9 protein-coding genes are annotated in these 12,498 nt (G+C 63.1%); 6 read left to right on the forward strand and 3 right to left on the reverse strand.

Annotated elements, in window-relative coordinates:
- The first annotated feature begins 135 nt into the window (after window positions 1-135).
- Entirely contained in the window at window positions 136-723 is a 588-nt protein-coding gene (locus KI612_RS17265; RefSeq protein ID WP_226441298.1) for a response regulator, read from the forward strand.
- Window positions 724-825: 102 nt separating this feature from the next.
- Window positions 826-2,343: a methyl-accepting chemotaxis protein gene (locus KI612_RS17270; RefSeq protein ID WP_226441299.1), complete on the forward strand. Its 1,518-nt coding sequence runs from the start codon at window positions 826-828 to the stop codon at window positions 2,341-2,343.
- Between the two features lie 60 nt (window positions 2,344-2,403).
- Here KI612_RS17270 and dnaE read toward each other — a convergent pair whose 3' ends face one another.
- A complete protein-coding gene (gene dnaE / locus KI612_RS17275) occupies window positions 2,404-5,853 on the reverse strand; it encodes a DNA polymerase III subunit alpha (protein ID WP_226441300.1) in 3,450 nt (1,149 codons plus the stop codon).
- 105 nt (window positions 5,854-5,958) lie between these two features.
- Here dnaE and KI612_RS17280 point away from each other — a divergent pair, with 105 nt between their 5' ends.
- Window positions 5,959-6,747 (forward strand): enoyl-CoA hydratase, encoded by a 789-nt coding sequence (locus KI612_RS17280; RefSeq protein WP_226441301.1) that lies wholly within the window; start codon window positions 5,959-5,961, stop codon window positions 6,745-6,747.
- Here the strand turns inward: KI612_RS17280 and KI612_RS17285 are convergent.
- Window positions 6,744-9,302: a bifunctional diguanylate cyclase/phosphodiesterase gene (locus KI612_RS17285; RefSeq protein WP_226441302.1), complete on the reverse strand. Its 2,559-nt coding sequence runs from the start codon at window positions 9,300-9,302 to the stop codon at window positions 6,744-6,746. The two genes, KI612_RS17280 and KI612_RS17285, sit on opposite strands and share 4 nt — an antisense overlap.
- A gap of 193 nt (window positions 9,303-9,495) precedes the next feature.
- On the opposite strand from KI612_RS17285, the gene KI612_RS17290 reads away from it, so the two are divergent.
- Window positions 9,496-10,563, forward strand: coding sequence for an exo-alpha-sialidase (locus KI612_RS17290; protein ID WP_226441303.1), 1,068 nt, complete (start codon window positions 9,496-9,498; stop codon window positions 10,561-10,563).
- A complete protein-coding gene (locus KI612_RS17295) occupies window positions 10,560-11,102 on the forward strand; it encodes a hypothetical protein (RefSeq protein ID WP_226441304.1) in 543 nt (180 codons plus the stop codon). The genes KI612_RS17290 and KI612_RS17295 overlap by 4 nt, the downstream gene beginning before the upstream one ends.
- Here KI612_RS17295 and KI612_RS17300 read toward each other — a convergent pair.
- Complete coding sequence (locus KI612_RS17300; protein WP_226441305.1) at window positions 11,080-11,883, reverse strand: response regulator; 804 nt, start codon at window positions 11,881-11,883, stop codon at window positions 11,080-11,082. The genes KI612_RS17295 and KI612_RS17300 overlap by 23 nt on opposite strands.
- 224 nt (window positions 11,884-12,107) lie before the next feature.
- Between KI612_RS17300 and KI612_RS17305 the strand changes: the two genes are divergently transcribed.
- Complete coding sequence (locus KI612_RS17305) at window positions 12,108-12,479, forward strand: cyclic nucleotide-binding domain-containing protein (protein WP_226441306.1); 372 nt, start codon at window positions 12,108-12,110, stop codon at window positions 12,477-12,479.
- Window positions 12,480-12,498: the final 19 nt, after the last annotated feature.

The raw sequence follows: 12,498 nt of genomic DNA on the forward strand, positions 1-12,498 counted from the left end.
CTGTCCCCCTGACGGGACGGAACAAAAAGCCCCGAATGCCGCACCAATGGCAGGCGGGGCTTTTTTTATCCTGACAAAAAATCCCGGAAGGGACTAAAATTTGACACTTTTGCAAGTTCTGGATCAAAAGCAATCATGGCAGACACGGAATTTCTCAGCACCCGCCAAGCAGCGCTACGCCTTGGCGTATCCCTCGGCACCGTACAGAACATGGTGGAAAGCGGCGCCCTTGACGCCTGGAAGACGGCCGGCGGGCATCGCCGCATTCCCGCCACCTCGGTCGAGGCCATGCTGGCCAGGCGCAAGAGTCAGAGCGCCTCACCGGAAACAGTCGCCAGCCTCGACATCCTGATTGCCGAAGACGACCCCATCCTGCAAAAGCTTTACCAGGCAACCTTCGAGCGCTGGAACCTGCCGCTCCAGCTGCGCATCGTCGACAACGGTTTTGAAGGTCTGGTCCAGGTCGGCCAGCGCATGCCCGATGTCCTGATCGCCGACCTGATGATGCCCGGCATGGACGGTTTCGAGATGATTCGTCGCCTTCGCGCCAACCCGGATCTCGCCGCCATGGACATCGTCGTGATCAGTGCCATCGACAGCGCCGAGATCGCCCAGCAGGGTCTGCCGGAAGACGTCACGGTATTTGCCAAGCCGATTCCCTTCCACGAAATCAAGGGCTTCATGCTCGGTCGCCTGGCCTCGCGCCAGCGCCCCGTGCGCTGATCCCGCAGCACAGTGACAGACCGCCAAACGGCGGCGTATTATCGGGCGCAACGCTGCCGCCCTATCCCGGTCGCAGCAACACATAATAAGCAGGAGACGAAAATGGGATTTTTTGGCAACAATGGCGCGCTCGACAAGATCGACCGCGATATTTCGGCAATTGCCGATGGCAGCGCCGATCTCTCGCTGGCGGTCGGCAACTCCGGCAACGATGCCACCGGGCGCATCTCCGGCAACATCAACCGCTTTTTCAGCCGCGTCCGCGATCTGATTTCCCATGCGCGAGTCCGCAGCGTCAGCATTGCCGCCGACGCTGCCCGCATGAATCACCTCGTGCAACAGACCGACGATGCCGTGCGCCGCCAGGAATCCCTGGCCGGCGCTGTTTTCGAGTCGAGCAACCGGGTCAACCAGGCGGTCAGCGAGGTAGCGACCAACGCCGACGCCATCCAGGCCTCGACCCAGAACAATCTCGATCTCGCGCAACGTTCCCTCGAACAGATGGAAACCGTGGCAAGCACGATGCGCTCGACCAACGAACACATCGAACACTTTTCCTCGACGGTCAGCGAACTGCATACCAGCTCGATGAAGATCAACGAGATCGTCTCGCTGATCAACGACATTTCCGACCAGACCAATCTGCTCGCGCTCAATGCGGCGATCGAAGCCGCACGCGCCGGCGAAGCCGGGCGCGGCTTCGCGGTGGTTGCCGACGAAGTGCGCAAGCTGGCCGAGAAGGTCAAGACCGCCACCCAGGTGATCGGCCAGAACACCCAGTCGATGATCAACCTGGTTGCCGACACCTCGAGCAAGACGCAAACCATAGTCGGCGAGGTCACGCGCGCCAACGAATACATCGAAACTTCGGCCGCCGACCTGACCACCATGGTCGGTGACTTCAAGCGCACCACCGAACAGCTGACGACGATTGCCGGCGCCATCTACAACCTGCGCGAAAGCAACCAGAGCATCCACGGCGAAGTCGAGGAAATCCGCAACCACTCACTGGACATTTCCGGCCGCATGAAACAGTGCCTGGGTTCGGCCAAGACCTTGCGCGAATCGACCGAAGACCTGCAATGCACGCTGGCCGACTTCCGTACCGGCAACAGCATGTTCGACACCCTGCACGACAAGTGCACCGGCTTCCGCGATCAGGTGACAGCAGTCCTGCAGCGCCTGAGCGACCGTGGCGTCAATGTCTTCGACCAGGCCTACAAGGACATTCCCGGCTCCAACCCGAAACGCTTCACGACCGCCTATGATGGCCAGTGTGACAGCGAGCTGACCCGGATGTACGACGATCTGCTGCGTGACATGCAAGGCCTGACCTATTCGCTGGCGGTTGATACCAACGGCTACGCGCCGGCCCACAACGGCGTGTTCTCGAACCCGCCCAGCGGCGACCCGGCAATCGACCTGACCAAGTGCCGCCACAAGCGCATCTTCAACGATCCGGTCGGCCTGAAACTGGCCAAGAACCAGAAGTCTTCGCTGTTCCAGACCTACGTCCGCGACACCGGCGAAATCCTCAACGACCTGTCGATGCCCATCATCATCAACGGCCGCCACTGGGGCGCCGTGCGCATCGGCTTCAAGACCGATCTGGTAGTTTAGGATCGAGTTGCCCAGGATCGAGGGGTTTGAGCTAACAGCTCGATCCTCGATCCTAGGCAACTAATAAACGATCTCGACGTTTTCCGGCTGCAGCCAGCCCCTGAGTGCTTCGAGCAGCATGTCGTCGAGGCGCACGCGGTAGTTGTCGCCGAGCATGATGTCGCACTCGGCCTGACCGTTGTTGTAGTGGATGCGCACCGGCGCCGGCCCCGGCGCAAAAGGTTGCAGCAGCGACTTCAGCTTGCGCGCATCGGCCGTATCCTTCATCTGCAACAGCAGATACTTCGAAAAACGGGCGCGCGCTTCGCCTATGGTCATCAGCTTGTCGGCAGTCACGCTGTTGCCGCCGGAAAACTCGTCGTAGCGGACGCGGCCTTCGATGATCAGCACTTCGTCGGTGACGATCTTGCTGCGTTCGGCCTCGAACAATTCATTGAAGACCGTCACCTCGATCATGCCGGTGCCGTCGTCGAGCTGCACGAAGAGCATCTTGCCGCGCCGCGTCATCTGCGTGCGCACGCCCACCACAACCCCGGCCAGTGCCGTCGTTTCCTTGGACGGCTCGAGGCGGTTCAGCGGTCGCCGGATGAAACGCGACAATTCCTTCTTGCAGGTGTTGTACGGGTGGCCCGAGAAGAAGAAACCAAGCGCCGTCTTTTCCTGCATCAGCAGTTCTTTTTCATCCCACGGCTTGACCGTCAGGTACTGCGGCGCATGTTCCTCGGCGACCGAACCGATGTCGAACAGGCTGGTCTGCATCGCATTGCGCTCGGACTGCTCGGCGAACTCCATGGCAATGCCGACCGAAGCCAGCAACTTGTGGCGATCCGTATCGATGCAGTCGAAAGCGCCGGCCTTGATCAGCGCCTCGGTGGTGCGCCGATTGACCATGCGCTTGTCGCAGCGCTTGCAGAAGTCGAACAGGTCCTTGAACGGCCCGCCGGCATCGCGGGCGCGCAGGATGTCATTGACCGCCTGCTCGCCGGTACCCTTGACGGCGCCCAGACCGTAACGGATGGTCTGGCGGTCGACCGGCTCAAAACGGTAATTTGAGGCGTTGACGTCCGGCCCGAGCATCTTGAGCTTGTTGGCCGGCCCCACGGCATCTTCGTAGAAGATTTTCACCGAGTCGGTGTTGTCCATGTCGGACGACATGGTTGCCGCCATGAAGGCGGCGCAGTGGTGCGCCTTTAGCCAGGCAGTGTGATAGGTGACAACGGCGTAGGCGGCGGTGTGCGACTTGTTGAAGCCGTATTCCGCGAACTTGGTCATCAGGTCGAACAGCTGCTCGGCGAGCGCCGGGTCGTAGCCCTTTTCCTTGGCACCGGCGGCGATCGTCTCGCGGTGCTTGGCCATTTCCTCGGGCTTCTTCTTGCCCATCGCCCGGCGCAGCATGTCGGCACCACCCAGCGTGTAGCCGCCGATGATCTGCGAGATCTGCATCACCTGTTCCTGGTACACGATGACGCCGTAGGTCGGCGACAGGCAGGCGGTCAGGTCGGGGTGGAAATAATCAATCTTCTGCTGGCCCTTTTTCCGCAAAATGAAGTCGTCGACCATCCCGGAACCCAGCGGGCCGGGACGATAAAGCGCGAGCACAGCGATGATGTCTTCGAAACGGTCGGGGGCCAGCTTCTTGAGCAGCTTCTTCATGCCCTCCGATTCGACCTGGAAGATCGCCGTCGTATTGGCGTCTTTCAGGATCTGGTAAGCGGCCGGGTCGGTGAAGCCGAGGCTCATCAGGTCGAGCTTCTCGCCGGTCATGCGGCGGATGTACTCGACGGCGAGCTCGATAATGGTCAGATTTCGCAGACCCAGAAAGTCGAACTTGACCAGACCGACCTTCTCGACATCGTCCTTGTCGAACTGCGACACCGTGGACGCATCGCTGCCGGTCGCCTGGTAGATCGGGCAGAACTCGGTAATCTTGCCCGGTGCGATCAGCACGCCGCCGGCGTGCATGCCGACATTTCGCGTCAAATCCTCGAGTCGACCGGCGAGGTCGAACAGCTCGCGGATGGTTTCGCCGTCGCCGTCGCCTTCCATCATTTCCTTGAGCTGCGGCTCCTGCTCCAGCGCCTCGGCCAGCGATACCGGCTTGTTCTGGACGATGGGGATGAGCTTGGAAATGCGGTCGCACATCGAGTACGGCAGGCCGAATACCCGGCCGACGTCGCGGATCACCGCCTTCGAGGACATGGTACCGAAGGTGGCGATCTGGCTGACCGCATCCTCGCCGTAGTGTTGACGCACGTATTCGATGACGCGCCAGCGGTTGTCCTGGCAGAAGTCGACGTCGAAGTCGGGCATCGAGACCCGCTCCGGGTTCAGGAAGCGTTCGAAGAGCAGTGCGTAGGCGAGCGGATCAAGGTCGGTAATGAGCAGGCTGTAGGCGACCAGCGAACCGGCACCGGAACCCCGGCCCGGCCCGACCGGCACGCCGTTTTCCTTGGCCCACTTGATGAAGTCCGCCACGATCAGGAAGTAGCCGGGGAAGCCCATCTGCAGGATGGTGTTGCATTCGAACACCAGACGCTCGTCGTACTCCGGACGGCGCTTCAGGCGCTCCTCCGGGTCCGGATAAAGCTGTTCGAGACGGAACTCCAAACCCTTCTTGGCTTCTGCGACGAGGAATTCGTCGATGGTCATGCCTTCCGGAATCGGGAAGTTGGGCAGGAAGTTCTTGCCCAGGGTCAGCTCGATATTGCAGCGCTTGGCGATTTCCAGCGTGTTTTCCAGGGCTTCCGGCAGATCGGCGAAGAGTTCGGCCATCTCGGCCTGGGTCTTGAAATACTGTTCTTCCGTGTAAATCTTGGGCCGCCGGTGATCGCCCAGCACGTAGCCTTCGGCGATGCAGACGCGTGCCTCATGCGCCCGGAAGTCATCGCGGTTCATGAACTGGATGGGGTGCGTCGCGACCAGCGGAATGCCGGTCTCGCCGGCCAGATCGGCCGTCTGCTGGACGATGGCTTCCTGCTGCGGCTGACCGTAGCGCTGCACTTCGAGATAGAAGGCGCCGGGGAAAATCGCTTCCCAGGCCTTGGCGCGCTCACCGGCCAGATCGAAATTGCCGTTGATCAGCGCTTCGCCAACATCGCCGAGATGCGCACCGGACAGCGCGATCAGGCCATCGCAGCCGATTTCCGCAAACCACTCGCGGCGGATTTCGGCGCGGTCGCGCCGGCCTTCGACGAGGTAGGCCTTGCTGAGCAGTTCGCACAGTTGCTGGTAACCGGCACGGGTCCGCACCAGCAGCAGCAAGCGATAGGCATCCTCGGGCGATTCCGGGTTGGCGATCCAGACATCGGCGCCGGCCACCGGCTTGACGCCCTTGCCGCGCGCGCCGCTGTAGAACTTGACGAGACCGAACAGGTTGGCGAGATCGGTCAGCGCCATGGCCGGCATGCCATCGCCGGCGGCGCGCTTGACGGCGTCGCCGATGCGGACGATGCCGTCGGTCACGGAGTATTCGGAATGGAGGCGGAGGTGGACGTAGCGCGGCGAATTCATGGGCGCAATTTTACCGCGCCGGGCAGCCTCCTCCGGTCTGCCAATTACATTTTCTCCGGGCATCGGCTAGATTAGCGAACCCGAATAAAAACCATGGAGACCCAGATGACCGCTGCAGAACCCCTCGTCCTCCGGCACGACCGCGCCGACGGCCTGACCACGCTGACCCTGAACCGTCCGGGCCAGTTCAATTCGCTGTCAAAAGAGATGTTGACCGCCCTGCAGGCCGAGCTCGACAGCATTGCCGCCAACGACGCCGTGCGTGTCGTCGTGCTCGCCGGTGCCGGCAAGGCCTTTTGTGCCGGCCACGATCTCAAGGAAATGCGCGCCAATCACAGCAAGGAATTCATGCAGGCGCTATTCAAGCAGTGCGGCGACCTGATGCTCAGCATCACGCGCATGCCGCAACCGGTGATCGCGCGCATTCACGGCATCGCCACCGCCGCCGGCTGCCAGCTGGTGTCGATGTGCGACCTGGCGGTCGCCGCCGATGTCGCCCGCTTTGCCGTCTCCGGCATCAATGTCGGGCTGTTCTGCTCGACGCCGGCAGTCGGCCTGGCGCGCAATCTCGGGCGCAAAAATGCCCTCGAAATGCTGTTGACCGGTGAGTTCATCGACGCGCTGGAAGCCAGGGCCAAGGGCCTGGTCAATCGCGTCGTCCCGGCCGACGCGCTGGATACGGAAATCGAGCGCCTGGCCGGCAGCATCATTGCCAAGAGTGCCGTCGCCGTACGCATGGGCAAGGGGATGTTCTACCAGCAACTGGAAATGGGCCTGGACGAAGCCTATGCCTATGCCGGCGAAGTCATGGCCTGCAACATGATGAGCGCCGACGCCGGTGAAGGCATCGACGCGTTCATGCAGAAACGCCAGCCGGTCTATACCGGCGCTTAAGCCGGCCGCTGCCAGTCCACCGGCAGCAAGTCGCGGGCCGGACGGCCGATGTAGTAACCCTGGGCGCACTGGATTTCAAGCTTGACCAGTTCGTCCAGGACCTCGGCCGACTCGACGTACTCGGCCACCACCGTGATGCCCATCTCGCGCGCCAGCGAGCGGATGCTGGTGACGAAGGTACGGTCCTTCTCGCTGTTCAGCATGTTGGCGATGAAGTCACCCTCGATCTTCAGGTAGTCGATCGGGAAGCGGCGCAGGTAGTGGAAGGACGAGAAGCCTGAACCGAAATCGTCGATCGCCAGCTTGAAGCCGTCGGCCTTCAGGTCGTTCAGGAAGCGTTCGAGCACGGCCAGGCTCTTCACGGTATCGCGCTCGGTAATCTCGAAAACGATGTTGTGCGGCGCAATGCCGCTCGCCTCGATCAGGCGGCGCAGGTCGCGGGCAAATTCCTTGAGCACCAGCGCGCGCGGCGACAGGTTGATGAAGATTTCGCCGGCATGGCCGCGGGCGGCCAGCGTGGTCAGCGCCTGTTCGATGACCAGCATGTCGAGGCGATGGATGACCCCCATCTTCTCGGCAATCTCGACGAATTCGTCGGCCCGGATGACATCACCGTTGAGCTCGATGCGCGACAGCACCTCGTAGGCCACGATGCGGTTTTCCGCCACCGCAAGAATCGGCTGGAAGAAGGGCACGACGCGGCGCGCCTCGATCGCTTCGAGCACCATGACGCTCTTCAACGAAATGTCGCGGAAGATATCGACGACGTCTTCCTGGGTCGGAATCGCGACCTGATCCTTGCCCGCCGCCTTGGCGCGATACATCATGTTGTCGGCAAAAAGCAGCAGGTCCTTGGCGCTGTCGGCATGATCCGGATAGACGGCCAGGCCGATCGAGGCCGTGCCGCGCAAGCGGATGCCATCCGGCGTCATCACCTCGATTGCCTCGATCGCCATGCGCACGCGCTCGGCCACCATCGCCACGGAGTCGGCCGCCGCTTCCGGCAGCAGGGCGACGAATTCGTCGCCGCCATAACGCGCCAGGATGTCGCCATCACGTAGCGCCGCCTGCACCTGGCGGGCAAAGTGCTGCAGATAGGTATCGCCGACCGCGTGGCCGTAGTTGTCATTGACCAGCTTGAAGTTGTCGAGGTCGATCAAAAGCAGGCCGAAGCTGTAGCCGTGGCGCTGGGCACGGCCGATTTCGTAGGTACTCAGTTCCCAGAATACGCGCTGGTTGAAGAGATCGGTCAGCGGATCGCGCGTCGCGTAATACTCGAGATCGCGCGTGTATTTGTAGATGGCCTTGACCGAGCCGACAACGTTGAGCAGCGTGGACAGGATGCTTTCCATGACCAGGTAGCGGGTCTCGTCCTCGAGCATGCCGGCATGCACGCCGATACCGACGATGCCGCCGATCTTCGGCCGGTCGACAAAGAAGGATTTGACGCGCACGGCCACCTCGGCCTCGCTCAACTCGACCACCGGCGCCGTCGGATCGGCGACGTGATGGTGGATATTGCAGGCGCCGATATCGGCAAAAGTCGGGACGTTCTTCAGCTCGCGGCGGATATGGCGCTCCATCATCGCCCGCGTCTCCGGCGAGGTCGGGCCGCGCCAGAAGATTTCCAGGTCGAACAGCTCGTCGTCGATCTTGAATACCGAGAACAGCGTATGCGCCGTAATCACGCCATTGATCTCGGTGAGCAGGCGGCCGACGTAATCGCGCCAGTCGCGCACCACTTCGGAGGTGATGACGAATTTCTCGAGCAGGCCGATCTCGAAGGTCAGGATGTCCTTGTCGACGGCAATCGCGCGCAGCTTTTCGAGCAGGCGGCCGAGGGCGGCAACGACACGATTGAGTTCGACGAAGCCGAGATCGGTCTTGTCGAGCGCGATATGGCGCAGGTCGCCAACCGCATTGACCTGCTCGAAGCCGGCCAGCAGCCGCCCGACCGAGCCTTCGATGCGACGCCCGACCCACCACACGGCGGCCAGCGCAAGCAGACCGACGATGGGCAGCAGCACCGCGAAAGCGAGCATCAACTGGTGCCGCGCATCGGCCAGCAGGCCGGCGTATTCCTGGCGCACTTCGACGGCTCCGAGCACCGAACCGACCTCGGCATTGGTATGACACCCCAGGCAGCGCGTTTCGGCGACCAGCGGGTAAACGTGGCGGGCATAATCGAGGGTATCGCGCCGCAAGGGCTGACCATTGGCGAAGACGCTGCGCAATTCGTCGTCGAGCGGCGGCTGCTCGATCTCTTTGTAAAGGGCCTCGACCACCGGGCCGCGATAGATCTGCACGGTCAGGCCGCTGTCCTTGCCCGATTCGGCCATCGCCGAGAGGAAGGCCGTCGCCTGGCTGCGCTGCCAGCCCTGGCTCATCAACTGGTACATCGAGGCAAAGGCAATCCGGCTGGTTGCCTCCGAGGTACGCGCCGCGTTGGCCCGCACCAGACTGTCGAAAACCCGCTCCAGCGACCAGTAGGCGCCACCGAAAAACAAGGCGGCGACAACCGCCGACGCCGCGAACAGAAAATGTTTGATCCGCATGATCCATGCCTTGTGTTGATAGCGTGATTATCCCGGAATTGATAGCGTCACAAATTCGCAATAACCCGTAATTCCACCGGCAATAACCGGTAATTCACACTAGCCGCTAGAATCGGGCAATCCTGTTCGGCCTCTTTCCGATGACGCAGCCCCAACACCTCGTACTGCCTAGCCCGTGAGCCCTGCGCAACCCATGCTCCGCTGGCTGGCTGGCGCCCTCTTTCTCGGCGCGCTGGGCGCTGCCGCCTGGCGCATGCCGCAGCCCGCGGCGCTGACTTTTGCGCCGCCGCCCGAGGCCCGGCAGCAGCAACTGCCCACCCTGTTTTTGGCACAAAATCTGCCGTCGACCGCCGAGACCCCGCGCCACGCCAGCCTGACCGAGCTCCCCGGCGGCCGCCTCGCCGCCGCCTGGCTGACCGGCGACGACGACAATACCGGCATCTGGTTCAGCACCTTTGGCCGCGACGGCTGGCGAGCCGCGCGCCGCATCGCCAGCCGCGAAAGCACGGCGGGCGGCACTTTTGCCTGGAGCAGCCAGGTCGGTCGGCCGCTGCTCCACGCCGAGGGCAGCTGGCTGCATCTCTGGTACGCCAGCCACAACCCGCTCGGCGGCATTTTGCTCAATCACAGCCAGTCGACCGATGGCGGCGCCACCTGGTACAAGCCGAGCCGCCGGCCGACCTCGCCGCTCGCCGGCAGCGGCGGCGAGCCGGGCGGACCGCCGCTATTGCTCGCCGATGGCGGGCTGCTCCTGCCGCTGGCGCGTGAATTCATGACGGCCCGCGGCGAATGGCTGCGTCTGGCGGCGACCGGCGAGGTGATCGGCAAACAACGTCTGCCGGCGGCAGCACCGGCCAGCATCGCCCTTGATGCGCAACAGGCCCTCGCCGTGCTGCGCGCCGCCGGGCAGGACCAACTGGCCGGCAGCCAGGATGGCGGCCAGACCTGGCAGAACGTCGCCGCGCTGCCCGGGCTCGCCCCCGCCGCACCGCTCGCGCTGCTCCGCCTGCACAGTGGCAAGCTGCTGCTCGCCGGCCAGACGCCGTCGGGCACGCTGATGCTCTGGCTGTCGGACGACACCGGGCTGACCTGGCGGGTGAGTCGCACGCTGGAACAGGCGACCGACGCTACTGCCGATCTTGCCGAACCGGCCCTGCTGCAGGCGCGCGATGCGCGGATTCATCTGCTTTATCGCGGGCCGGCGCAGCACCTGCACCATGCCGTCTTCAGCGAAGCCTGGCTGAACGGGGGTAAGCCATGAATCTGCCGGCCGCTTACGGTCTACTCGCCCACGCCGTCATTTTTGCCGCGCTGTTCGCGCTCATCCCGTTTGGCGAATTCCGCACCCGCGCCGTGCTGACCGCCAGCATCACGGCGCTGCTCGCCGGCATCGCGCCCTTCCTGCATGGTGTCTTCGGGCCGCCTTCGCTGACCCTGTTGCAACTGGCCATCCTGCAGATTGCCGGGCGCACACCATCGCCGCTCTCGCATCGAGCGGCACTCGGTCTACTGGTTTTTGCCCTGTGTTTTTATCCGCTGGCGCTGGGCTGGGGGCCGTTCGACCCCTACGCCCTCGGCTACCAGCCGCTCGCCCTGCTCGCCGCACTGCTGCCGCTGGGCGGCCTGCTCTTCTGGCGCCGCCAGAGCCTCTGGCTGTTCATCCTCGCAGTCGACCTCGCCGGCTATGCCGGCGGCCTGTTCGCCAACCTCTGGGACGCCCTGCTCGACCCCTTGCTGCTCCTGCTCGCGCTGGCCGTCGTGGTGCGCCGCTGGCGCGCTAGCGGGTCAGCGAATCGCTGATCAGCTTGCGGATATTGCCCGCCTCGAAGGGCTTGTCGCAGATCGCCGAAACACCGGCGCGCTCGACCGCCGCCAGGCGACCCATATTCTGCTCGCTGGTCACCATCAGGATGGGCACGGTGTTCTGCCAACTCTGCGTGCGGATGTACTCGGTCAGCTCGCGGCCGTCCATCTCCGGCATGTTGTAGTCGGTGATCACCAGATCGACCATGGTTTCCTGCAGCAAATCGACCGCCTGCTTGCCGTCGACCGCCTCGGTAATGCGCTGAATGCCCAGTTCTTCAAGCAGCCGGCGCAGGTGGTGGCGCGAAGCCATGCTGTCATCGACAAGCAGCACGCGCAGGCTCTCGACTTCGGCGATATCCATGTCTTCCGGCGGATTCAGGTAGTCGGCGGCGGCATACAGGGCGCGCGACAACTGCTGCTCGTTGAAGGGCTTGGCGACGATGCTGCAGGCGCCCGACTGGCGCACCGGCTCAAGCACCTGCGGCCGCGTCTCGCTGGAGACGAGGATGAAAGGGATGGTTTCCAGATCGGGATCGCCGCGCATCGCGCAGACCAGTTCGGTACCCGCCATGTCCGGCAGGTAGAGGCTGCTGATCACGACCCGGCCGACCGCAGCATTTTCGGTCAGTGCAGCGAGCGCCGCGGCAGCGCTGTCGACGACCTTGATCTCGATGACGCCCTGATGTTCGAGCATGCGCGTGACCAGATTGGCCTGCATGTGGGAAGGCTCGACGAGCAGGACGGACAGGTCAGCCAGCGAGGTAGTCATTGCCATGCGCACACTCCGGAAAGCGGGGTAATGCACGCACTATAGCAGCCGGCGGGCGGCAAGGCGCTCGCCTGGTTTCTCGAAGAATTGGCGAAAAAGGACGAAATCGAGGCGTTGACCGCCCGGCTGTGAAGGAACTTGCGCCAGAAAGCATTGAAGCAGCGCGATCGCGGGAGGAAAATGGCGCATTGCCTTTTCCCCCACCCGCTGTCCATAACAAAGAGACAACCATGATCCCGATCGAACTTTTCTCGCACAAATCCGAAACCGTCCATGTCGCCGCCGGCGAAGCGCTTTTTCGCGAAGGCGATGAAGGCAGCCTGATGTACGTATTGAACACGGGCAGCGCCGAGGTCTTCATCAAGAGCCGTCTGGTCGAGACACTCGAGCATGGCAGCATCGTCGGCGAGGTCGGGCTGGTTTCACCGGGGCCGCATTCGGCCAGCGTCATCGCCAAGACCGACTGCGAGTTTGTCGCCGTCGATGAAAAGCGCTTCCAGTTCCTCGTCCAGCAGACGCCCTTCTTCGCGACCCGGGTCATGCGCATCATGGCCGAACGCCTGCGCGCCACCGACAGGTTGCTCGACGCGGCAAACGCCTGAACGGCGAATGCCGGCGGCG

This window comes from Quatrionicoccus australiensis, from assembly GCF_020510525.1.
In the GTDB taxonomy this organism is placed as follows: Bacteria; Pseudomonadota; Gammaproteobacteria; order Burkholderiales; family Rhodocyclaceae; genus Azonexus; species Azonexus australiensis_B.